The sequence below is a fragment of the Dechloromonas sp. ARDL1 genome, assembly GCF_051122455.1.
Classification (GTDB): Bacteria; Pseudomonadota; Gammaproteobacteria; order Burkholderiales; family Rhodocyclaceae; genus Azonexus.
The window spans coordinates 4,030,225-4,051,444 of sequence record NZ_CP168939.1; the positions used below are offsets into that span (position 1 = coordinate 4,030,225).

Annotated in this window: 21 protein-coding genes, 1 other RNA gene and 2 riboswitches; of the genes, 10 read left to right on the forward strand and 12 right to left on the reverse strand. The window is 61.9% G+C overall.

The window, feature by feature from the left end; translation table 11 throughout:
- Positions 1-2: 2 nt before the first annotated feature.
- Positions 3-1,103, forward strand: coding sequence for a YeeE/YedE family protein (locus AB6Q56_RS19950; protein ID WP_434514768.1), 1,101 nt, complete (start codon positions 3-5; stop codon positions 1,101-1,103).
- A gap of 29 nt (positions 1,104-1,132) precedes the next feature.
- Here AB6Q56_RS19950 and AB6Q56_RS19955 read toward each other — a convergent pair whose 3' ends face one another.
- The 10 genes from AB6Q56_RS19955 to AB6Q56_RS20000 all read right to left on the reverse strand — a co-directional run bounded on the left by AB6Q56_RS19955 (position 1,133) and on the right by AB6Q56_RS20000 (position 13,109).
- Positions 1,133-1,351 carry a hypothetical protein gene (locus AB6Q56_RS19955; RefSeq protein WP_434514769.1) on the reverse strand — a complete coding sequence of 73 codons (219 nt, stop codon included), beginning with the start codon at positions 1,349-1,351 and terminating at the stop codon, positions 1,133-1,135.
- 151 nt (positions 1,352-1,502) lie between these two features.
- Complete coding sequence (locus AB6Q56_RS19960) at positions 1,503-2,369, reverse strand: Tim44 domain-containing protein (RefSeq protein WP_434514770.1); 867 nt, start codon at positions 2,367-2,369, stop codon at positions 1,503-1,505.
- A gap of 79 nt (positions 2,370-2,448) precedes the next feature.
- Entirely contained in the window at positions 2,449-3,750 is a 1,302-nt protein-coding gene (locus AB6Q56_RS19965) for a cobyrinate a,c-diamide synthase (protein WP_434514771.1), read from the reverse strand.
- A 17-nt stretch (positions 3,751-3,767) separates the two neighbouring features.
- Positions 3,768-4,586 (reverse strand): DUF2971 domain-containing protein, encoded by an 819-nt coding sequence (locus tag AB6Q56_RS19970; protein WP_434514772.1) that lies wholly within the window; start codon positions 4,584-4,586, stop codon positions 3,768-3,770.
- 62 nt (positions 4,587-4,648) lie between these two features.
- The gene (locus AB6Q56_RS19975) at positions 4,649-6,751 is read right to left on the reverse strand and encodes a TonB-dependent receptor (protein ID WP_434514773.1); all 2,103 of its coding nucleotides are present in this window, start codon (positions 6,749-6,751) and stop codon (positions 4,649-4,651) included.
- A 70-nt stretch (positions 6,752-6,821) separates the two neighbouring features.
- Positions 6,822-7,028, reverse strand: a riboswitch (cobalamin riboswitch).
- Between the two features lie 223 nt (positions 7,029-7,251).
- Entirely contained in the window at positions 7,252-8,871 is a 1,620-nt protein-coding gene (locus AB6Q56_RS19980; RefSeq protein ID WP_434514774.1) for an adenosylcobinamide amidohydrolase, read from the reverse strand.
- A gap of 10 nt (positions 8,872-8,881) precedes the next feature.
- Entirely contained in the window at positions 8,882-9,472 is a 591-nt protein-coding gene (cobO, locus tag AB6Q56_RS19985) for a cob(I)yrinic acid a,c-diamide adenosyltransferase (protein WP_434514775.1), read from the reverse strand.
- 4 nt (positions 9,473-9,476) lie between these two features.
- The gene (locus AB6Q56_RS19990; protein WP_434514776.1) at positions 9,477-10,250 is read right to left on the reverse strand and encodes an ABC transporter ATP-binding protein; all 774 of its coding nucleotides are present in this window, start codon (positions 10,248-10,250) and stop codon (positions 9,477-9,479) included.
- Positions 10,247-11,224 (reverse strand): FecCD family ABC transporter permease, encoded by a 978-nt coding sequence (locus AB6Q56_RS19995; protein ID WP_434514777.1) that lies wholly within the window; start codon positions 11,222-11,224, stop codon positions 10,247-10,249. Before AB6Q56_RS19995 ends, AB6Q56_RS19990 begins: the two co-directional genes overlap by 4 nt.
- 10 nt (positions 11,225-11,234) lie before the next feature.
- On the reverse strand, positions 11,235-13,109 hold the full coding sequence (locus tag AB6Q56_RS20000; RefSeq protein ID WP_434514778.1) for a TonB-dependent receptor: 1,875 nt from the start codon (positions 13,107-13,109) through the stop codon (positions 11,235-11,237).
- 192 nt (positions 13,110-13,301) lie between these two features.
- Positions 13,302-13,507: riboswitch (cobalamin riboswitch) on the reverse strand.
- A gap of 115 nt (positions 13,508-13,622) precedes the next feature.
- Between AB6Q56_RS20000 and AB6Q56_RS20005 the strand changes: the two genes are divergently transcribed.
- From AB6Q56_RS20005 to AB6Q56_RS20025, 5 genes are all read left to right on the forward strand, one after another.
- Positions 13,623-13,820: a hypothetical protein gene (locus AB6Q56_RS20005; RefSeq protein ID WP_434514779.1), complete on the forward strand. Its 198-nt coding sequence runs from the start codon at positions 13,623-13,625 to the stop codon at positions 13,818-13,820.
- A 1-nt stretch (position 13,821) separates the two neighbouring features.
- Positions 13,822-14,157 (forward strand): cell division protein ZapA, encoded by a 336-nt coding sequence (locus AB6Q56_RS20010; protein ID WP_434514780.1) that lies wholly within the window; start codon positions 13,822-13,824, stop codon positions 14,155-14,157.
- 30 nt (positions 14,158-14,187) lie between these two features.
- Positions 14,188-14,368, forward strand: a non-coding RNA gene (gene ssrS, locus AB6Q56_RS20015) — 6S RNA.
- Between the two features lie 67 nt (positions 14,369-14,435).
- On the forward strand, positions 14,436-14,897 hold the full coding sequence (locus tag AB6Q56_RS20020; RefSeq protein ID WP_434514781.1) for an EVE domain-containing protein: 462 nt from the start codon (positions 14,436-14,438) through the stop codon (positions 14,895-14,897).
- Positions 14,888-15,700 (forward strand): sulfite exporter TauE/SafE family protein, encoded by an 813-nt coding sequence (locus AB6Q56_RS20025; RefSeq protein WP_434517183.1) that lies wholly within the window; start codon positions 14,888-14,890, stop codon positions 15,698-15,700. Before AB6Q56_RS20020 ends, AB6Q56_RS20025 begins: the two co-directional genes overlap by 10 nt.
- On the opposite strand, the gene AB6Q56_RS20030 is transcribed toward AB6Q56_RS20025, so the two are convergent.
- A complete protein-coding gene (locus tag AB6Q56_RS20030) occupies positions 15,687-16,463 on the reverse strand; it encodes an enoyl-CoA hydratase/isomerase family protein (RefSeq protein ID WP_434514782.1) in 777 nt (258 codons plus the stop codon). The genes AB6Q56_RS20025 and AB6Q56_RS20030 overlap by 14 nt on opposite strands.
- Before the next feature lie 118 nt (positions 16,464-16,581).
- Between AB6Q56_RS20030 and AB6Q56_RS20035 the strand changes: the two genes are divergently transcribed.
- The 4 genes from AB6Q56_RS20035 (at position 16,582) to AB6Q56_RS20050 (ending at position 20,466) form a co-directional block, all read left to right on the forward strand.
- Positions 16,582-16,902, forward strand: coding sequence for a DUF485 domain-containing protein (locus tag AB6Q56_RS20035; RefSeq protein ID WP_434514783.1), 321 nt, complete (start codon positions 16,582-16,584; stop codon positions 16,900-16,902).
- Positions 16,902-18,566, forward strand: coding sequence for a cation acetate symporter (locus AB6Q56_RS20040; RefSeq protein ID WP_434514784.1), 1,665 nt, complete (start codon positions 16,902-16,904; stop codon positions 18,564-18,566). Before AB6Q56_RS20035 ends, AB6Q56_RS20040 begins: the two co-directional genes overlap by 1 nt.
- A gap of 120 nt (positions 18,567-18,686) precedes the next feature.
- The gene (locus AB6Q56_RS20045; RefSeq protein WP_434514785.1) at positions 18,687-19,205 is read left to right on the forward strand and encodes a PAS domain-containing protein; all 519 of its coding nucleotides are present in this window, start codon (positions 18,687-18,689) and stop codon (positions 19,203-19,205) included.
- Positions 19,180-20,466 carry a methyl-accepting chemotaxis protein gene (locus AB6Q56_RS20050; RefSeq protein ID WP_434514786.1) on the forward strand — a complete coding sequence of 429 codons (1,287 nt, stop codon included), beginning with the start codon at positions 19,180-19,182 and terminating at the stop codon, positions 20,464-20,466. The genes AB6Q56_RS20045 and AB6Q56_RS20050 overlap by 26 nt, the downstream gene beginning before the upstream one ends.
- A 14-nt stretch (positions 20,467-20,480) precedes the next feature.
- On the opposite strand, the gene AB6Q56_RS20055 is transcribed toward AB6Q56_RS20050, so the two are convergent.
- Complete coding sequence (locus AB6Q56_RS20055) at positions 20,481-21,152, reverse strand: GntR family transcriptional regulator (protein ID WP_434517184.1); 672 nt, start codon at positions 21,150-21,152, stop codon at positions 20,481-20,483.
- Between the last annotated feature and the right edge of the window lie 68 nt (positions 21,153-21,220).

The following is a 21,220-nucleotide window of genomic DNA, read 5'->3' on the forward strand; positions in this document are numbered from 1 at the left end:
TCATGGAAACTGTTGCCCCCAACACCGTCGTCTGGCTGGCCTTTGCCGTTGCCTTCGTTTTCGGCGCCATCGGCCAGAAGACCCATTTCTGCACCATGGGAGCGGTCTCCGACATCGTGAACATGGGTGACTGGAGCCGCATGCGCATGTGGCTGCTGGCCATCGGCGTCGCCATCCTGGGAGCCGGTTTCCTGCATGCGAGCGGCCAGATCGACCTCGGCAAGACCATCTACCGAACGCCGACCTTCGCCTGGCTGTCCTACCTGCTCGGTGGCGCCTGCTTCGGCATCGGCATGGTGCTGGCCTCGGGCTGCGGCGGCAAGACCTTGATCCGCATCGGCAGCGGCAATCTGAAATCGGTGGTCGTTTTCATCGTGCTGGGTTTGGTGGCCTACATGACCATGCGCGGCATCTTCGGCATTTTCCGTGTGAACGTGCTGGAAAAGGCGGCAATCACCTTGCCGGGCGGGCAGGATATTCCCGCGCTGCTGACGGCAGCCGGTATCGAGGCGAAGACGGCCTTCTGGCTGGCTGTGCTGGGCATCGGCGGCGGATTGACGGCCTTCTGCCTGCTCAAGCGTGATTTCTGGACCCTGGATAACCTGCTTGGCGGCCTTGGGGTCGGCCTGACGGTCGTTGCCGCATGGTATGTCAGCGGCCACATCGGCTACCTCGCCGAGCATCCGGAAACGCTCGAAGAAGCCTTTATCGCCACCAACAGCGGGCGCATGGAGTCGCTGAGCTTCGTTGCGCCGCAGGCCTATACGCTTGAATTGCTGATGCTGTGGTCCGATGCCAGCCGCACGATAACTTTTGCCATCGCCACGGCGCTTGGTGTGATCGCCGGCTCCTTCGCCTGGAGCGTGCTGACGCGCAGTTTCCGCTGGGAAGGCTTTGCCAGTGTCGAGGATACGGCCAGCCACCTGATTGGCGCCGCCTTGATGGGTTTCGGCGGCGTCGTTGCCATGGGCTGCACGGTCGGCCAAGGCATCAGCGGCTTCTCGACGCTGGCGCTGGGTTCGCTGCTGACTTTCGGCGCCATCGTCGCGGCCGCTGCAGCGACGCTCAAGTTCCAGTACTGGCGCTTGATGCGCGCCGACTGAGCGCGCCGCTGCCGAATCGACCGGGGGGCTCAGGCCCCCTCGTTTTCCTTCAGCTTCTCGATTACCAGCGGAAAAGCGCCCGAGCCGAACAAGGCCACGGCGGAGATGATGAAGGCCAGCCCGGCCATCGGGTCATCCAGTACCGGGTGAAGCAGCCCGCCAAAGCCGGCCAGGCCGATTGCGCCGGGAAGCGTGCAGAGCGCACCCAGCGCGGTCAGGATGATGAAGGAGCGAGGGTAGCGGCGCATGATCGGTGCGGGTGTTGTCGTTACCGGGGCATTTTACTCGACGAACCGTTGGCGGATCGCGCCATCCGCTATCGTCGGCAAGGAAGAAATTCCGGGCGAAAAAAAGCCGGCGGAAGTGTGCCGCCGGCTCTTCGGGGAAGCGCCCTGGCGCTTACTGGACTTGCTGGATGCCGGACAGAACCCAGCCACGGGAGCCGTCGCGCGGCTTGGTCATGTGCCACATTTCGGCAAAGGCCTCGGCCGGAGCGTGGTCATCTTCGCGGATCAGGCCGGAGAAATGCACGGTCACGATGTAACGGCTGGCTTCTTCGGCGACATCGATCACTTCAGCGTTGAGCTGGACGACATCGGTCGTCTGCTTGGCGCCCTTGCGTTCGTCGATGGCCAGCTTGATCTCGGCGAACATTTCCGGCGCGGTGAATTCGCGGATGTCGTCGACGTTACCGGCGTCGTTGGCGGCCTGCAGGCGAATGAAGTTCACCTTGGCATTGCGCACGAAACCCTCGACATCGAAATCAGCCGGGATGTTAGCCATGCCCGCAGCGGCCGGAGCGGCGGAGGAACCACCGGCCGGCGTGAATTCAGGCTGCGCGGCATTGCTGCCGTAGGGCGCGCCGGCACCGGCGTACTGCATGCCCTGATGCCCCTGGGCGGCCGCCTTCTTGCGCATGAAGAAGGCAATCGCGCCGATCACGACCATGGCGAGCAGGGCGATCATCATGAAGTTGGCCAGTTCTTCACCGAAGCCAAAGTGGGAAGCCAGTGCGGCGAGGCCGAGACCGGCGGCGAGGCCGGCGAGCGGACCCATCCACGAGCGCTTCGGTTGCGCGGCGGGTGCCGGAGCAGCTGCCTGGCGCGGAGCCTGGGCCGGCGTGGCCTGATGCGTGTTGTTCGGGGCGACCGACTGGCGCTGCATGCCGGACGAGCTGCCGCCGCCCAGGCGCTTGGCCTCGGCGTCGTTGATTTGCAGGGTGAAGCCGAGCACCAGGGCGGCGGCCATCATTACGAAGTTTTTCATGCATTGTCTCCTGTCTGTGGAAAGCGACCGAGGTAGTGTAACCGCTTAGTTGCTTTGAATTTAGCAGTGTATTCAGTTGCTACTCTTCGGTATTTTCGAAGTGTCGGCCGAGCAACGCCGCGATGGCTGCTGGATTGGAGGGGAAAAAGATGTGGACATACGAGGCGGTCAGTCGGTTCAGCCGGTAGATGGCCTCGCCTTCGCGCCCGTCGGCGGTGCGCGCGCGGGCCAGCGGGGCCAGCGGCGACTCGCTTTTCGAGTAGTGGAAGGTGTGCCCGGACAGCGCGCCTTCCGGCAGGTCGACGAACTGTGTGCCGAGGGCGGCCAGGCGTTTCTGCATGACCGAACGGCCGGGCACCAGGCCGCCGAAGCGATGGGCGACACCGGTTTTGTCCACGACCTCGCCGAACAGGCTCATCATGCCGCCGCATTCGGCGAGCAGCGGTTTGCCGGCCTCGACGTGGGTACGCAGTTGCGCCCAGAGCCACGCGTTGCCGCCGATGGCCGGGGCGTGCAGTTCCGGGTAGCCACCGGGCAGCCACACCGCATCGCAGACGGGCAAGGCGTCGCCGGCGATAGGCGAGAAGAAGGCGAGCTTCGCGCCGAGGCGGCGCAGGGTGTCTAGGTTGGCCGGATAGATGAAGCCGTAGGCGGCATCGTGGGCGATGGCGACGGTCCGGCCGGCGAGCAGCGGCGGGATGGCCGGCGCATCGGCCTCCGGGAATTCGACTGGCGCAGGCAGGTCGATGCTGGCGCTGGCGGCTAGCGCGTCGGCCAGCTTGTCGAGGCGTTGGCCGAGGTCGTCGATCTCGGCTGCCTGCAGGAGACCGAGATGGCGCTCGGGCAGGCTGTCGTCGCTTTTCGGCAGGGCGCCGAACCAGCCCATGCCGGGCGACAGGCTGTCCTTCAGCATGGCGGCATGGCGCGGGCTGCCGACGCGGTTGGCGAGCACGCCGGCGAAGGGCAGGCCGGCTCGGTAGCTGGCCAGGCCGTGGGCGACGGCGCCGAAGGTCTGCGCCATCTTGCCGGCGTCGATCAGCGCCATGACCGGGATGGCGAAACGTTCGGCGATGTCGGCAGCCGAGGGCTGGCCGTCGAACAGGCCCATGACGCCCTCGATCAGGATCAGGTCGGAATCGGCGGCGGCCTGCGCCAGGCGCCAGCGCGCATCGGCCTCGCCGCACATGCCGAGATCGAGGTTCTGGCAGGGGCGGCCACTGGCGAAGGCGTGGATCTGCGGGTCGAGGAAGTCGGGGCCGCACTTGAAGACGGTGACGCGGCGGCCTTGCCGGGTGTGCAAGCGGGCAAGGGCAGCGGTGACGGTGGTCTTGCCCTGGCCGGAGGCGGGGGCGGCGATGAGAAGGGCGGGACAGGTGGGCATGGAAATAGGTTTAATGGCTATCGCAAGCCTTTGGCTTTTGCATCAAGGAAAGATGTGTATGTGAATTCTTGAAATTCCACACGGAAATTAGTTGCGCTTCTGGTGCCGTTCCAGAAGCGCACGTGCTCGTTTTGCCCTTGTAAGATGAGGCAAACGATCTCTTTGGACTCAATGTCAATGTCTGGGCCAAAATAAACGCCAGACAGTGAGTCTGCAGGATATGTGAACGAAGTCCCTGCTTGACGATGAAAACAGCGCCATTCCTGTTCGTGTTGCCAAGGTAGAGATTTAGTGCAAAACAGCTCCTGAACAATATCTAGTTGTATATCTGGAAGCAACTTCTCGATATCAATTGATGGCGGGGTAGTAACGTAACGAACCTTTTTCGCCAGTGAGAACAATTCCGCTGAGGTTGAAAATTCCAAACAAAACCCTTTGTAGCGTCCACCGTAATGGGACCACATAAGAAGGTCGCGATTGGTCTCTGAAAAGCAGGTAACCCCTTTAGTTGTCACGAAATCGGAGATAGATCTATTTAGTACATCTCTCGCCGAGTTCGTAAGCACTTCGCGAAGATGTTTAGGACTTACGTGGGTGAATTGCTCACGTATATTCGTCGGTAACTCAGCGGTCGCGAGGTACTTTTCGCGGATTTTCTCTATGCTAGAGTCTTTGGGGGCGACAATGGTGGGAGTTATCGCGCAGTCGTATGGATCGTTAAAGCCGCTGGGTGGGCCAAAATAAACCGACTGTTTTTTCAGATTGGTGAGCGCGTTAATGGAAAAAGGCTCGTACTTGTAGAGTTTCTCTGGAAGTTGTGCGCTTGTTGCGTTCATCCAAGTACCTTTGATAGTAGTTCAGCCAATTATCGCTAATTGCATCAATTAATGCGTTTTGATTAGAAGTTGGCGCGCAGGCCGACGCGGAAGGTGCGGGGTTCCAGCGGGTGCACCAGACGGCCGTCAATCGCCGTGCCCGAGCCGCAGCCGCCAGTTGCGTTGACCGCCTCGTTGCGGGTACAGGCGCCGCCCCAGTACTCGATGTCGTTGGCCTTCTTGTCGAACAGGTTGAGGACATCGAGCGTCAGTTGCAGCTGGGGCGTGATGCGGTAGCCGGCTTTCAGGTTGGCCATCCAGAATGGCGCTGATTTTCGCTCGCCGGTTTCCTCCAGCGCGTAGGCGCCGAGGTAGCGCAGGCGCAGGCCGCCGAACCACGGGCCTCCGCTGTCGGCAATGAGTCCAAGCGAGGCGGTGAGTGGAATGGCGTTGGGTACGCGGCGACCGCCGTTGTCCGGGTTGGCTTCGATAAAGCGGGCTTGCGACCAGGCGAGGTCGGCGTCGATGATCCAGCCGTCGGCCGGCGTGATGTAGTTGGACCATTCGATGCCATGCCGGCGCGAGGCGCCCTTGGGTTCGGTGATGCCTTCGTCGCCGACGAAGACCAGTTCCGAGGCAAGCGCCATCTGCCACACCGACAGGCTGCTATGCCAGCCCTTGAGCGGCGTGGTGCGTATGCCCACTTCGCTGCCCTTGGCCTTGACGATCAGCGGCACCGCATCGGCGCTGCTGCCGTCTTGCGGATTGCTCCGCGCCGTGGCGCCGCGCGCGTCGTTGCTGTGGAAACCTCTCCCCCAGTTGGCGTAGAACTCGGTCGGGCCGAGCAGGTCGAAGGGGCCGAAGACCAGGCCGAGCTTGGGGCTGGTCTGCCCGGCCGAGGTGTCGCCGCCATTGCGCATGTTGAACTGGCCGGCCAGCGGCGTGACGCGGGCGTCGATCTGATCGCGGCGCAGGCCGAGCGTGCTGCGCAGCCAGCCCGTCCATTGCGTGCGGGCTTCGAGCAGGAAGGCGAGTGCCGTTTCGCGGATGCGGTCCTCGCGGATGGTGTTGGTCCGTTGCCGGTTCTCGGTGGCGTACAGGCCGACCGACGATATCCGGTCCTGGCGCAACTGGGCGCCGACGCTCAGCTCGGTGTCCTTCCATTGCGGGCCGAGGAACCAGCTGTGCCTGACCTGGCCGCCCCACAGGGTGCGCTCGTCGGCCTGTTCGTGCTGGTCGCCCTGCACGCCGCCGATGTAGCCGGAAGGATTGGCAAAGTAGTTCAGGCCGTAGTCGACGACGTAGAGATTGAGCTTGCTGGCGCCGGCATCGGTGGTGCGCGTCCAGTCGCCGGACAGGCTGTGGCGGTGCGTGCGGCCGCCATCCTTGGCGGACAGGGCGCCGTAGCGGCCGATTTCGCCGCGGCTGATGGCGCGTTCCGGTACGTGTTCGGTGGCCGTCCAATCGGCCTTGTAGGCCATGCCGGTCAGGCTGAAGCCGTTGGCTGCGGTGCCCGAGGTCAGGCGCAGCACGCCGTTGTATTTCTGCAGGTTCTGCGGCTGCTCCCAGGGGCCATCGTAGCCGCTCGTTTCAAAGGCGCCGAGCAGGTTGATATCCCCCAGGCTGTGCCCGCCGGCGGCCAGCAGGCGGCGGAAATTGCGCTGGCCCATGCCGAGTTCGACGAAGCTGTGGTCGAGCTTGCGCAGATAGTCGATGCGGGCGCCGCCGGTGGTGGCGAAGTCGCCGTCCTCGGCGGCATAGACCCCCTTGCGGTACTGGATGCCGCCGATCAGCTCGGGAATCAGGAAATTGAGATCCATGTAGCCCTGGCCGTGGGCGTGGCTGACCATGTTGACCGGCATGCCCATGACGTGGGTGGCGAAATCGCTGCCGTGGTCGAGATTGAAGCCGCGCAGGAAATACTGGTTGGCCTTGCCGTCGCCGGAGTGCTGGGTGACGATCATGCCGGGCACCGTTTCCAGCGCCTCGGCCGGGCGTAGCAAGGGGCGGTTGGCGAGTTGCCGGGCGGTGACGGTGCCTTCGGTCGCCGAATCGGCAACGCCGGTCAGGTCCTGGCGGCCACTGCTGACGGTGATTTCCTGCAAGATCGGCGCGCCGGCGGCGTGGGCGGTGCCGAAGCCGGCCAGGGCGGCCAGGGTGGTGGGAAGCAACAAGGGATGCTGCATGGTGAAACTCCATCGAACGACCGCCCGCATTCCCGCAGACGGTCCGTTGCATTCGCTGCCGCACGGGGCGGACAGCACGAAGCGACAGGCCGGTCTCCGGGCTGGCAAGTCTTGACGCACCGCCTTCCCAGGTTTTCACCCAGTGGCCTGATGGTGCATCCGCACTCGCTTACCGTTGCGGGGGCAGCCGGGGCATTGCGATCGCATGGATCGCGCACCCCGTTCCCGTTTCACCCGACACCATATGGCGGCGGGCACCTGTTGCGTGTTTCCGGCTGACTGCGCGTCGCGTCCTGCCGCCGGAAGGGCAGGCGCTGAAGAATTACGATTTGCTAGCTTCGCTCAACACCGCCTTGCCGGTCTTCGGGTTGTGGAAGCTTTGCCGACCCGGTCGTGGCCACTGCCGGCCTGTTGTGCGCCGTCAGTAAGGCCAGCTTCGACAGGTGCACCGCAGCACGTTCGATGCCAAGGCCGAGCAGCATGCCGGCTGGGCAAATGTGTCATGGCCTTGCCTGGCGGAAGCCTTGTCGGCGATCCCAGTCGACGTAGAACAGGCGTGTCTGCTCGGCGGCAAAAACAAAACGTCGCTCCCCGCCCACGGCGACGACGCTTTCGCCGTTTGTGAAATCGAGTTCCGGTTCGCGGCCGGTGCGGTTGTTCACCACCAGCGGCACGCCGGTTTCTGCACTGCGTTCTTCCCACGCGCTACCCGGCCCCATGCCATCCACCGGCGGCCAGTTGCTGGGCGCGAGCAGGATGGCGGCACCTTGCTCGCGCAGGCGGGCCGCTGGTTCGGGTTTGTAGGTATCGGCACAGATCAGTACGCCGACGGGGATGCCATCGATGATGAAGGGCGCTGCATCGCTACCCGCCGTCGACCAGCTTTCAACGCTGCCGACCGGGCGCTGCTTGCGATAGGTGCCGCGCAGCTTGCCATCGCGGTCGATGACGGCGACGCTGTTGTGCAGCTTGTCGCTTTTGGCATCGCGCTCGGCAAAGCCGATGAACAGTGCTATCCGGTTGTCGCGGGCGATGGCGGCCAGCTTGCCCATCCAGGCGTCGGGATAGGGCGCGATCCAGTCGGTGCCGATGCGCTTGGCGAAGTTGTAGCCGGTTTCGGCCAGTTCGGGCGTGACAATCCAGTCGGCTCCTTGGCCAATCGCCTCGCGGATGCCGGCTTCGATGCGGCGGCGGTTGTCGGCGATGTCACCCGGGACCGGATCGAGGTGGAGCAGGGCGAGGCGCAGGGATTCCCCGGCTTTGGCCGGTGCCGTGTCGGTCGCGGCGAAGCGCTGGCTGCCGGGCAGGAAGAAACCGTTCTGCTTGCCCAGCGCGGCGACGACGGCCTCGTAGCTGGCCTTGCCGATCAGTTCCCCGATCCGGCTGTGGCCGCCGGTGTAGCTGGCCTGAGGCCCCTGGGTACCGGAAACGACGATGATGCTGTCGGTGCCGGTTCCGGTCGCCTGCGCCGTCGGCGTATAGGTGCTGGGCACCTGCAGGTCTTGCAGGGCGGCCGTCTTGCCCTCGGTGATCGTGATCAGGGCGCGGGACAGCGCAGCGTCGGTGAGGCGGATGTTGGTCAGGACCAACAGGTTGATGGTGCCGGCCGGTTCGCTGCCTTCGATGTAGGTGCCGGCATCGACGCCCGTGCGGATGGCATTGGACTTGGTGCCGGCCGTGGCCAGTACGGTGACGGTCAGCGGGCCGTGGCGCCGGGTCACAACCGCCAGATTGTCCATGTCGGCGGCGGTAGCCATGTGGGCGACGGCCGATTTATCCAGGTGCAGGCGGCGCGCCGTCCCGGCATGGATGTATTCGCTGTAAGCCTTGCCCCCGCGGCCATCGCGGCCCATGAACTCAATGCCCAGCTTGTGCCAAAGTTGCGGGTGGCCGGCGTGGTTGATCGCGGCGCGGGCATCAAGCAGGCCGTCGGACGTGGAGAGCGTTCGGCGTGCCTCGGGGAGGCGGACGATCAGCACTTTTTCCCAGTAACCATCGCGTTCGCCGCGTTGAATACTGGCTTCGGCCCGGACTTCGGACGGCAGGTCGATGTCGCCGGCCCTGGCCGTGACGATCAGGCAGAGCAGGCCGTACAGGGCCAGGCGGCACAGGGTTTTCATCGGACTGGCTTCAGAATTCGAGGCCGGGCATGGCCTTGATGCCGCTTTGGAAGGCATGCTTTTCCATGCCGATGTCGCTTACCGTGTCGGCGGCATCGCGCAGGGCTTGGGGAGCGGCGCGGCCGGTGATGACGACGTGCTGCATCAGGGGGCGCGCCAGCAGCTTGGCGATGACGGCCTCGAGATCGAGCCAGCTGTACTTGAAGGCGTAGGTCATTTCGTCGAGCACGACGAGGCCGATCTCCGGATTGCTCAAATGGCCGCAGGCCACTTCCCAGGCGGCCTGTGCGGCCCGCGCATCGCGCTCCTTGTCCTGGGTTTCCCAAGTGAAGCCCTCGCCGCCGACGTGCCATTGCACATCCGGCTGGCGGCGGAAGAACGCTTCCTCGCCCGTATCCGAGCGGCCCTTGACGAACTGGACGACGCCGACTTTCAGGCCATGGCCCAAGGCGCGGGCGACGACGCCGAAGGCCGCGCTCGACTTGCCCTTGCCGTTGCCGGTGTTGATCACCAGCACGCCGCGCTCTTCCTGCGCTGCCGCGATCTTGTCATCGACGACGGCTTTCTTTTTCTGCATGCGTTGTTCGTGGGTCACGGTCATTTTTCTATTCCGGGATGAAGCAGCGATGGCCGCGATCTTCGATCTGCCGCAGGCCGTAGCCGTAGAGTTCGGACAGCGTTGCCGCCGTCAGGATGTTGTCGACGGTACCCAGGCTGGTTTGTCCATCGCCATAAACGAGCAGGGCACGGTCGCAGAAGCGGTGGGCCAGTGCCGGGTCGTGCAGGACCATGACGACGCCGGCTCCGCCGTCGCGCGCCGCGCCGGCAAACAGTTCGAGGGCGGCCATCTGGTGGTTGAGGTCGAGGTGGGACAGCGGTTCGTCGAGCAGGTAGAGCGGCGCCGCCTGGGTCAGCAATGTAGCGATGGCCAGGCGCTGGCGCTCGCCGCCGGACAAGGTATGGATCTGGCGCCCTTCCATGCCGGCCAGGCCGACCGCCCGCAAGGCGCTGCGGGCGAGGTCTGCGTCCTTCGTGCTTTCCCAATCCCAACGCCCGAGATGCGGATGGCGCCCGGTCAGTGCGGTTTCCAGCACGGTCGAGCCGAACGGGTCGTTCTGGAACTGGCCGAGCCAGGCCCGGCGCAACGCCGCCTGGCGCGGATGCAGCAAAGCCGCATCTTCGCCGTCGAGCAGCACCGCCCCACCGGCGGGTTTGCGCAGGCCGGCCAGCGTCGACAGCAGGGTGGACTTGCCGGCCCCGTTGCGGCCGAGGATGGCCAGGCGTTCGCCAGCCGCGAGACTGAGGTCGAGGTGGTCGATGATCGTCTTGTCGCCGACTGCGACGCGCAGTTGCCGGGCTTCGAGCAGTGGGGCGCTCATTTCGGCTGCCTCGACAGCAGGAAGAGGAAGACCGGCACGCCGATCAGTGCCGTCAAGACGCCGACAGGCAGCTGCTGCGGGGCGATCAGCGTGCGGGCCAGCGTATCGGCGAGCACCAGCAGCGAGCCGCCGGCCAGCACCGAGGCCGGCAGCAGCAGGCGTTGGTCGTTGCCGGTGGCCAGGCGCACCAGATGCGGTACGACCAGGCCGACGAAACCGATCGAACCGGCCGTGGTGACCGATGCGGCGGTTGCCAATGAGGCGAGCAGGTAGATCGCGTAGCGCAGCCGGTCTACCGCGACGCCCAGCGCCTGCGCCTGCATCATGCCGCGCGACAGCAGGTTCAGCTCGCGGGCGAAAGGCATGGCCAGCCCCAGCGCGACGCCCAGTGTGAGCAGGGCCGGCCACCACTGCGCGCTCTGGCCAAGGTCGCCCATCAGCCAGAACAGCATGCCGCGCAGCTTGTGCTCCTCGGCGATGGCCAGCATCAACGCGACCAGCGCACCGCAGCCGGCGGCGACAATGACGCCGGTCAGCAGCAGGCGCGTCTGCGTCCAGCTGCCGTCGCCGTGCGCCAGCCCGAAGACGACGAACATCGCGCCGAGGGCACCGACGAAAGCCAGCCCATCGATGCCGAGCAGCGGCAGACCGATCATGATGGCGAACATCGCACCTACCCCGGCACCACCGGAAATACCCAGCACGTAAGGGTCGGCCAGCGGGTTGCGCAACAGCACCTGCATCAGCGCCCCGGCCAGCGCCAGCAAGCCTCCGCAGGCAAAGCCGGCAATGGCACGCGGCAGGCGCAGCTGCAATACGATCTCGCTACCGCCGCCGTCACCGCCCAGCAGCGCGGCGAGCACGTCGGCGCAGGAAACCTTGAAACTACCCGCCGTCAGCGCAAATCCGAAACTCACGCCTGCCAACAGCACGAGGCTGGCGAGAATCAGGGTGGCGCGTTGGCGGGTGGGCATTGCGTCAGTGTCAGAAGGCGTATCGGCCGGTTACGAACAAGGCCCGGCCATCTGCTGGGTAGTAGTACGTATCGCTTCTGAATGCAGAATAGCCGGCAAACGGAGAGTACTTTTTATCGGTAGCGTTCATCAGCTTGGCGCTGACTTGCCAGGGTTTGAAGTCCCAGGTGGCTTGCAAATCCAGTGTTGTGTATCCGCCGAGGGTGCCGTGGGTATTGTCGAAGTCACTTCCGTAACGGCGTTCGCCCGTGTGATGGACTATTGCGGAGTAAGTCCCGAAGCTGCCGGTTTTCAGTATGGCTTGAACGTTGCCCTGATGGCGCGCGACGAGCGGAATGGCCTTCTCCATGTAGGCACCTTCACGGAATTTCGCATCAATATAGGCGTAGTTTGCCTTCAGGGTCAGCAGGCCGTTGACTTGCCAATCACCCTCGACTTCCATTCCGTCACGGCGGGTGGGTGCGAAGTTGGTGTTGGCGAAAAGGGCTCCGTCGTAGCCGATTTCATCTTTCAGGTCGAGGCGGTAAAGGGATGCCCTGAGCGATGTTGTCGAGCCACGGATTTGTCCGCCGATTTCATGGATGGTGCCGTGTTGAGGGCGCAGATCACCTGCAAAAACAGGCGTGCCAAAGGCATCGGAGCCGAAAAGCTCATCGGTGTTGGCGAAACGGAAGGTTTTGCCGGTCTTGCCAAAGACGCGCCAGGTTTCCTTCGCATAGGTGATCCCGACGTCGTAGGCGCTGCGCGTGCGTGTCGAGTTGCCTGACATGGTTGGCGAGAACCAGGGAGCGTAGGCATCCTGGTAGGCGGATTGCCGGACGGTTTGCTCACGATAGCCGGTTGTCAGGTTGAGATTGGAGGTCAGGCTCGTGATGTTCTGGAAATACCAGGCCGCGCTCGTTTGCGCAGCCCCTTGGTTGGGGCTTCCTCGGTTGATCGAACTGACGCTGCTGTCGTAGTAGTCATATCCGAATACGGTTTCGCTCTGTTGTCCCATCAGGCCGTGTTGCCAACGGACTCGAGGCGTAAACGAAACGGTGTCGCGAGTACGGTCGCTGAAATAAGACGATTTCACATAGCTCGACTTGAGATTCTGGTGATCGACGCCCACTTCGGCTTCGATAGTTACGTCTTTGCCCAAGCGATAGCTGACACCCGGACGAATCTTGTAGCCATCACGCTCCTGCGTGTCATACGGTGTTGCTGTGCCGCGAGGATCGTTCCGGTAGGCGGCGCTCAGACGATTGCCGGGCAGTCCTGCCGATTCCTGATAGGCGGCATAGTCGACGAATAGTTCCCCGTTGCCCAGCCAGAGACCCGCCCGGCCATTGGCCACCTTTTGATCTTGTTGGCTGTTCTGGCGGTAGCCATCGGTCGATGCTTCGCTGGCGAAAAGATTGAAGTATCCCCTTTCACCACCGGTGCCGAATTCGCCGGACAGGCTTTGGAAGTGCCTGCTGCCCATCGTGGCGGCGATATTTGCCCGCGGCTTTGCCGATTTGTTGGTGACGATGTTGATGACACCTCCGGTGGCGCCGTCGCCATACAGTACCGAACCCGATCCCCGCATGATTTCGATGCGCTCGATGCCGGATAGTGGAATGGCCGACCAGATGATGCTGCCCATGTCGGCTGGGTTCATGCGCATCCCATCGACCAGAATCAGCGTGTTACTGGTTGCGGTCGAACCGAATCCTCGCATGTCCACAGTGGCGTCCATGCCCAAGGGGCCATAAAGAGGGCGGCTTTCGATGCCGGCAACCGATTTAAGCAGTTCCGGGAGGTTTGTGGCGGGAATATTACGCAGATCGTCGCGAGTCAGGACGGATACGTTGGCTGGAATCTTGGGATCAGCTTCAGCAAAACGGGTTGCAGTGACAACCACGGTGTCAAGTTCGCTGGATTGTGCCTGAGCTTGGCCGGCAAGTACGGAAATGGCGGCTGCAACGGCAGCACGATGACGAATCGGATGCATGACTTTCCTTTCCCGGCAGGCGTCCCCGCATACCGGATCAGTATTGAACGGAAAGCGCGAGGGGATGGCCGAGGGCGGGCACAAGCCACTTCCCCGTGGCGCTTCCAATGGGCGTGTCAGGCCGGTATCCGGGCTTGCAAGTCTTGACGTATCGCCTTCCCAGGAAAACCCCAGTGGCCTCGTGATACGCCCGCACTTGCTTACCGTTGCGGGGGCAGCAGCGGAATGGTCTGTTATGAGACGCACCGCTTTCCCGTTTAACTGCAGTTGGAGAATCCTCCTGCAGCACCTGAGACGGCGAGCATTTTACATTTATCTTGGCGCCGAGGCATCTGCCGATTTGCGGCACAGTGCTATAAACCACTTTGAGAATAAAGGCTTAGTCCTTGACCATGCGGCGTTTTAGCCTCTATAGTGCGCGCCATGAACGCTGAAATTGAATCGCTTGAAGCCAAGATCGAGCAGGTAATCGCCCTGGTTCACCAGTTGCGTGCCGAGAACGAGGTTTTGCGAAACCAGATGGTCGCTGCCGAGGCCGAGCGGTTGCATTTGCGTCAGACCATGACCGCTGCGCGCGAGCGTCTCGAAGGCCTGATGGACAAGATTCCCGAGGATGCCTGAGATGAGTCTGGAGCCGAATTTCCTCGACGTGAAGATCATGGGGCGCGAGTACCGTGTCGCCTGCGCACCCGAAGAGCGCGATGCACTGCTTGCTGCGGTCGATCTGGTTGACGACAAGATGCGCGAGATCGCCCAGCGTACCAAGAACACCATCGCTGAACGCGTTGCCGTCATGGCTGCGCTCAACATCGCCCACGAGCATCTTTCGGGAGCCGCAACGGGTGAGCAAAAAGAGTTTGCGGAAGCGGTTGATACTTCCGAAACGAAGCGTAGAATCGGAGACATGGGAGCGCGGCTGGATGCCGTGCTGGCGCCTCAGCAACGTCTGGACATCTGATTCCCGGCGTTTCTGGCGTCACCCGCCGAGTGTTCCCTGCGGTGTTTGTTAAGGCCATACATTCCTTGAACCAATGCTGATTGGCATCGGTTGCGGACCGTTGAAACCGCTGTTGTGCGCGCTCTTTATCGAGTGTGCCTGATGCGGGAGGAAAGCAGCCACTCTGAACCCAGGTTCAGGATGCCGGCCTGACGGCACTCGCGGGGGCCTGTATTTGCAGTAAGAGAAACGGGTGGCAGATTCGTCTGCCGCCCGTTTTCATTTCCGGGATTCAAGCAATGCAGTACTGGTTGATGAAGTCAGAACCTGATGAAGTTTCCATCGACGATCTGGCACGTCTGGGCACTGTTCCATGGTTCGGGGTGCGCAATTATCAGGCGCGCAATTTCATGCGCGATGCGATGAGAATCGGCGATCTGGCGCTCTTCTATCATTCGGGTTGCGCCGAGCCCGGTATTGCCGGTATTTGCGAGGTATGTTCGGAGCCTTATCCGGATGCGACCCAGTTCGATCCATCCAGCCCTTACCATGACCCGAAATCCCCGCCGGAGAAGCCTCGCTGGTTGTTGCGCGATGTCCGTTTCGTGCGCAAGACACGCTATCTGTCACTGGGCGAACTGCGTGCGCATGCGGAACTTGCTAACATGCGCCTCCTTGCCCGCGGTAACCGTTTGTCGATCACGCCGGTCGCTGCAGACGAGTGGGCTTTCATTACCGAACAATTGATGGGATTGCGATGACGATCTGGTGGCTGGCTTACATTGCCCTTGGCGCATTCGCCGGTTTTTTTGCCGGCCTGCTCGGTATCGGCGGCGGGTCCTTGATGGTGCCGGTGCTCGTCATGGTGTTCACCGCCCAGGCGTTTCCGGTGGGCGAAGTCATGCATCTGGCACTCGGCACATCGATGGCGACCATCTTCTTCACCTCGATTTCTAGTGTCCGTACGCACCATGCCCACGGCGCCGTGCTGTGGCCCATCGTGCTGCGCATTACGCCGGGCATCATCGCTGGTACGTTGATTGGCACGCATGTGGCCAGCCTGGTGCCGACCAAGGCGCTGGCCCTGATTTTCACCCTGTTCATTTGCTACGTCTCGGTGCAGATGATCATCAACCTCAAGCCGCAGCCGCACCGCGAATTGCCGGGTGCCCTTGCCACCGGCGCAGTGGGGGCCGGGATCGGCTTCATTTCCTGCTTGGTAGCCATCGGGGGCGGTGTACTGTCGGTGCCGTTCATGACTTGGTGCAACGTCAAAATGCAGAACGCTATCGGTACCTCGGCGGCGATCGGATTTCCGATCGCGCTGGGCGGTGCGCTGGGGTATATCTGGAATGGTTGGGCGGTGAGTGGTCTGCCGTCGGGCAGTATGGGCTTCGTCTATGTTCCGGCGGTAGTCGGCGTGGCGGCGGTCAGCATGCTGACCGCGCCGATCGGAGCCCGCCTGACCCATCAGTTGCCGGTGAAGACGCTGAAGCGCGTGTTCGCGGGCATTCTGCTTGCCCTGGCCGGCAAGATGATGTGGGGCTTGTTCAGCGCGCCTTGAACACCGGCTTGCGCTTTTCCAGGAAAGCGGCGAGTCCTTCCTTGTAGTCCTCGGTGTCGAGGAAGGCGAAGGATTCGGCCTTTTCCGCATCGGTCAGCGGTTTGCCGTCCAGCAGGCGGCGTATCCACTGCTTGTGCCAGCCGGCGACCAGCGGGGCGCCGGCGCAGATACGCCGGGCGGTGGCGTAGGCTTCGTCGATTACTTCGCTGTCGGCGACAACCCGTGTCAGCAGGCCTTTTTCATACGCTTCCCGGGCGTGCATGATGCGCCCTTCGAGGAGGATTTCCTTGACCACGGTCGGCCCGAGCAGGCGGAGCAGACCTTCCATTTCGCCCGGATACATCGAGAATCCCAGGCGGTTGATCGGCGCCCCGAAGCGGGCGCTTTCACCTGCGATCCGGAAGTCGCAGACGCCGGCGATTTCTAGTCCGCCGCCGATACAGGCGCCGCTGATCAGTGCCACGGTCGGATGTGGGCAATCGGCAATGGCGTTGAGGGCCTTGGCGACCTCGCCGTGATAGTCGATTGCCTGTTCCAGGGTAGCGCGGCCGGTCACGAATTCCTCGAGGTCGCCGCCAGCGGCAAAAGCCTGATCGCCGGCGCCGCGCAGAACGATGCAGCGGATTTCGGGGTCGGCGCTGAGGTGTGAGACTTGCTCGGATAGCTGCTGCCACATGGCCCGATTGATGGCGTTCAGCTTGTCGGGGTTGTTCAAGGTCAGGGTCGCGATTTCGCCCTGAAGGTCGAGGTCGATCTTACTCATGTGCTTGCTTTCTTTCGGTTTAATTCGAAATAGGGGGGCAAGGTTATGCCTGTTACAGTCTTCTATAAGATATAATTATTGATGCAGTTTGTACTAATTATTAATAAGGGAGATAACGATGAGCAGCGCTATGTATGAGCGGATGCGGGCAAATCCGAAATTCCAGGACCTGGTTGCACGTCGGGGGAGGTTTGCGTGGACCCTGGCCTTCATTGTCCTGGCCATGTTCTATGGTTTCGTGATGGTTGTTGCCTTCAATCCGTTGTCCTTGGGGCAGCCGATTGCCGAAGGATCGAAGGTGACGGTGGGGGTTGCCGTCGAGCTTTTCATGTTCATTTTCTTCTGGGTGCTGACCGCAGTTTACGTCAAGCGCGCCAATAGCGAATTCGACGCCTTGACGCAGGAAATCGTCAAGGAAGCCTGGAAGGAGAACAAATAATGTTGCGTCAACTGATTACCGCGCTCAGCCTGCTCTGCCTGAGCACTCTGGCGCTGGCGGCCGATGCGGTTGCCCAGACTGAAAAACAGGCGACCAACTGGCACGCCATCATCATGTTCTGCATCTTCGTCGCCATGACGATGGGCATTACCTACTGGGCGGCATCGCGCACCAAGTCGACGTCCGACTTCTACACCGCTGGTGGCGGCATCACCGGTTTCCAGAACGGCCTGGCCATTGCCGGCGACTACATGTCGGCAGCCACCCTGCTCGGCCTGACCGCGATGGTCTACACCCAGGGTTACGACGGCTACATCTACATGTTGTGCTTCTTCGCCGGCTGGCCGGTCATCCTGTTTCTGATGGCCGAACGCCTGCGCAACCTGGGCAAGTTCACCTTCTCCGACATTACCGCCTATCGTCTTGACCAAGGCAAGGTGCGTACGATGGCCGCGATTTCCTCGCTGACCGTCGTCTGCTTCTACCTGATCGCCCAGATGGTCGGTGCCGGCCAGTTGATCAAGCTGCTCTTCGGTTTGGAGTACAACACCGCGATCTTCGCCGTCGGTATCCTGATGATGGTCTACGTCACTTTTGGCGGTATGGTCGCCACGACCTGGGTGCAGATCATCAAGGCCTGCATGCTGCTCTCGGGCGGCACGCTGGTCATGTTCCTGGCGATGAGTGAGTTCGGTTTCTCCTTCACCAATCTGCTGGAAAAGGCGACTGCTGTCCACAAGTTGGGCGACAAGCTGATGTATCCGGGCGCCCTGCTCAAGGATCCGGTGACCGCGATTTCGCTAGGCCTCGGCCTGATGTTCGGTACGGCTGGCCTGCCGCACATCCTGATGCGTTTCTTCACCGTGACCGATGCCAAGGAAGCGCGCAAGTCAGTGCTCTACGCCTCCGGTTTCGTGGCCTACTTCTTCAACGTCATCTTCCTGATGGGCCTCGCCGGCATCCTGATCGTCGGCCAGAACCCCGAGTTCTTCGAAGGTGGTACGGTCGGTGGCAAGCTGATCGGCGGCGGCAACATGGTCGCCATGCACCTGGCCAAGGCCGTCGGCGGCAACATGCTCCTCGGCTTCCTGGCTGCCGTCGCCTTCGCCACCATCCTGGCCGTGGTTTCCGGCCTGGCGCTGGCCGGTGCCTCGGCGATCTCGCATGACATCTACGCCCGCGTCATCATGAAGGGCCAGGCTTCGGAAGCGACCGAAATCCGCGTTTCCAAGATCGCCACCATCTGCCTCGGCGCCGTTGCCATCGTGCTCGGCATCCTGTTCGAGAAGCAGAACATTGCCTTCATGGTCGGCTTGGCCTTCGGCGTGGCGGCTGCCGCCAACTTCCCGGTGCTCATCCTGTCGATGTACTGGAAGGGCCTGACGACGCGCGGTGCACTGTTCGGCGGCTACGGCGGTCTGGTTTCCGCTGTGCTGTTCGTGCTCTTCTCGAAGTCGGTGTGGGTCGATGTGCTGGGTAACAAGGCGGCACTCTTCCCCTACACCCAGCCAGCGTTGTTCGCGATGCCGATTGCCTTCCTGCTCGCCTACGTTTTCTCGAAGAGCGATTCCAGCGTGCGCGCCGGACAGGAAATCGAAGCCTTCGAAGACCAGTATGTCCGAGCCCAGACTGGTTTTGGTGCGGCGTCGGCCAGCAATCACTAAGCCGCTCAGGTTTCACCGAACCCCGGTAGCACAGGCTGCCGGGGTTTTTTTTCGCCTCGCTTCCGATGATATGTTGGAAAATTGTAATCTATAATAAATTCGCAAGAATCGGAGGGCGCAATGAAGAGAGCCATAGAACCAAGCAACGTCGAACGCAAGATGCGGGAAAACGATTTCATCGTTTCCAAAACCAACCCCAAGGGCCTCATTACCTATGGAAACCCGATATTCATCGAGTTTTCCGGATATTCCGAAGAGGAATTGCTCGGTTCTCAGCACAACATCATCCGTCATCCCGACATGCCTCGTGCAGCCTTCAAGTTGGCTTGGGACACCATACAGTCTGGCAAGGAGTTCTTCGCTTACGTCAAGAACATGTCCAAGGATGGTGGTTTCTACTGGGTGTTTACCCACATCACCCCGGATTTCGATCCCAATGGAAACATCGTGGGCTATACCTCGGTGCGTCGCTGTCCGTCAGCCGAGGCCGTTGCCAAGATCGAGCCGGTTTATCGGAGCATGCTGGCCGCAGAAAAGGCAGCCGGATCGCGTTCGGCCATCGAGGCTGGTGCGGCGGTCCTGGTCGACATCATGAAACAGACCGGAATGAGCTATGAAGAACTGGTTTTCTCCCTTTAAGCGCAAGTTGCTGGTGCTCTTCCTCATGGTGCTGGCCGGGGGAATGGCTTTTGTATCAGCCTGGGTGGTGATCGGGGCCGTGGTCGCCGCATTGCTGCTCTTGTTGTTACCGGGCTCGGAGTCGCGCTCGGATCTCGCCAAGGTTGACGAATTGTTGCGCAAGGTTGGTAGCGGCCAACTGGTTGCACGTTTGCCCCATACCCTTGACGATCCCATGCTGGAAGGTATCCGGGTGAACCTGAATTCCGCGCTCGATCAAACCGAAACCGCGTTTCGTGAGATTCTGGGCGCAATGCAGGCTTCGTCGAGTGGAAATACTGCGCGGCGTCTGCAATTACCCGGATTGCACGGGACGTTTCGCAGCGTTCTTGAGCAGATGCAGAGCCTGCTCGATCATCTCGAAGAAGCACAGGAGTCAATTGCCCGCGAAGCCCTGCTGTCGCGGATTTTTCTGCGCTCAGAGCGCGGTCTGTCGCTGGCGATAGAGCACGTCGAACTCGCTCTGGGCGAGGTTGGCCGAAATTCGCGCAGTTCGCGAACCTTGGCGGCCAGTTTCGGGGAGTCGGCCAGCGGCATGTCGGCAGCTGCCCAGCGCATGTCGGAAGCCTTGGGTGGGGCGCAACAAGCGGCGGAAGGGGGCGTTGGGGCACTCGATGACCTGAATGCAAAAACAGCCGATATTCAATTGTTGACGACCCGAATCGACGGCGTTGCCAAGCAGACCAATCTGCTGGCCCTGAATGCGGCTATCGAAGCGGCTCGGGCAGGGGAGGCGGGGCGGGGGTTTGCGGTGGTCGCCGATGAGGTGCGTAAGCTCGCAGATCAGGCCCAGCACTCGGCGGAGGAGATATCGGCCGCCATTGCGGCGATCATGCTGTCGATGCAGTCGGCAACAACGCAAATCGGCGTGCTGAAGGCCTCGGTATCCGAAGCGCGGCAGACCGCGTTCGAGTTCAGCAACGAGTTGGCCGATTCGGCGTCGTCAGCCGATAAGGTCTGTGAATTGGTGACAACAATCGAGGCGGGCGCCAGCGCCATGGAGTCCTCAATGGGGCTCGTGGCCACTGCGCAAAGGGCCAGGGCCGACGCCGCGTCGATTCTGCACGGTCAGGATGTAAATATCACCTCGCTGTCGGAGATGGAGCGGGAGGCTGTCAAGATTGCCCGCTCACGCCGTTGGGTCAAGGGCAGCAACGATCGCGAGGCGCTGGTGGCAATCTACGACAGGTTGTTTGCTGGCATCGAAAGTCGGATGCGCTGATCGACAGGGCCTACTTAGGCGGCCTTGGGTGTTTTTGCATCCATCTTTGCCAGTGCTTCGCGACCGGATAGCAAGTGATCGTGCATCAGCTTCTCCGCCTTCGGCGCATCGCTGGCAGCCAGGGCTGCCATGATCAGGCGATGCTCGTCGAGCGATTGCTGCAAGCGCCCTTCGAGCGATAGCGAATGGAGGCGGGAAAGCTTCAGGACTTTACGCAGATCCTGGATGACCGATAGCAGCCAGCGATTTCCGGACAATTCCTGAATTTTTTTGTGGAATTCCTGATTTGCCTCGAAAAAGGCATCGATGCGCCCATCGCGGGCTGCGCTTTCGAGGCGGCCATGGATATCCTGCAAGGCCGCAATATCGCCCGATTTGGCATTGCGGACCGCCTCGGCGGCGCAACGCCCTTCAAGCATTGCCATCAGTGGGAAGATATCGTCCAGATCCTGCCGGGAAATTTCGGTGACATAGCAACCACGGCGGGGGCGCAACTCGACGAGGCCCTCTGAGGCGAGAACCTTGAGCGCCTCGCGCAACGGCGTGCGCGAAATGCCGTACTGTTCGGCCAGTTTCTGTTCGTCGATCCAGGTGCCCGGGGTGAGTTCATGGGCAAATATGCGCTGGCGGAGACGTTCAGCGACTTCCTGGTACAGTGCGGTGGGTGCGATGCGGGTCATTGTGATGTGGTCTCGGTGGACAATTCGGTACTTTGCCGACTTGATTTCATAATTATGGATACAGTATTATGTAG

Coding starts and splice junctions, on each gene's coding strand:
- AB6Q56_RS19980 (WP_434514774.1), bottom strand. CDS start 8,871: ATGAAAACCCTGTGCCGCCTGGCCCTGTACGGCCTGCTCTGCCTGATC.
- AB6Q56_RS19975 (WP_434514773.1), bottom strand. CDS start 6,751: ATGCAGCATCCCTTGTTGCTTCCCACCACCCTGGCCGCCCTGGCCGGC.
- AB6Q56_RS20030 (WP_434514782.1), bottom strand. CDS start 16,463: ATGAGTAAGATCGACCTCGACCTTCAGGGCGAAATCGCGACCCTGACC.
- AB6Q56_RS20040 (WP_434514784.1), top strand. CDS start 16,902: ATGTTGCGTCAACTGATTACCGCGCTCAGCCTGCTCTGCCTGAGCACT.
- AB6Q56_RS19960 (WP_434514770.1), bottom strand. CDS start 2,369: ATGAAAAACTTCGTAATGATGGCCGCCGCCCTGGTGCTCGGCTTCACC.
- AB6Q56_RS20010 (WP_434514780.1), top strand. CDS start 13,822: ATGAGTCTGGAGCCGAATTTCCTCGACGTGAAGATCATGGGGCGCGAG.
- AB6Q56_RS20035 (WP_434514783.1), top strand. CDS start 16,582: ATGAGCAGCGCTATGTATGAGCGGATGCGGGCAAATCCGAAATTCCAG.
- AB6Q56_RS19955 (WP_434514769.1), bottom strand. CDS start 1,351: ATGCGCCGCTACCCTCGCTCCTTCATCATCCTGACCGCGCTGGGTGCG.
- AB6Q56_RS20020 (WP_434514781.1), top strand. CDS start 14,436: ATGCAGTACTGGTTGATGAAGTCAGAACCTGATGAAGTTTCCATCGAC.
- cobO (WP_434514775.1), bottom strand. CDS start 9,472: ATGACCGTGACCCACGAACAACGCATGCAGAAAAAGAAAGCCGTCGTC.
- AB6Q56_RS20050 (WP_434514786.1), top strand. CDS start 19,180: ATGAAGAACTGGTTTTCTCCCTTTAAGCGCAAGTTGCTGGTGCTCTTC.
- AB6Q56_RS19970 (WP_434514772.1), bottom strand. CDS start 4,586: ATGAACGCAACAAGCGCACAACTTCCAGAGAAACTCTACAAGTACGAG.
- AB6Q56_RS19995 (WP_434514777.1), bottom strand. CDS start 11,224: ATGCCCACCCGCCAACGCGCCACCCTGATTCTCGCCAGCCTCGTGCTG.
- AB6Q56_RS19950 (WP_434514768.1), top strand. CDS start 3: ATGGAAACTGTTGCCCCCAACACCGTCGTCTGGCTGGCCTTTGCCGTT.
- AB6Q56_RS19990 (WP_434514776.1), bottom strand. CDS start 10,250: ATGAGCGCCCCACTGCTCGAAGCCCGGCAACTGCGCGTCGCAGTCGGC.
- AB6Q56_RS19965 (WP_434514771.1), bottom strand. CDS start 3,750: ATGCCCACCTGTCCCGCCCTTCTCATCGCCGCCCCCGCCTCCGGCCAG.
- AB6Q56_RS20005 (WP_434514779.1), top strand. CDS start 13,623: ATGAACGCTGAAATTGAATCGCTTGAAGCCAAGATCGAGCAGGTAATC.
- AB6Q56_RS20045 (WP_434514785.1), top strand. CDS start 18,687: ATGAAGAGAGCCATAGAACCAAGCAACGTCGAACGCAAGATGCGGGAA.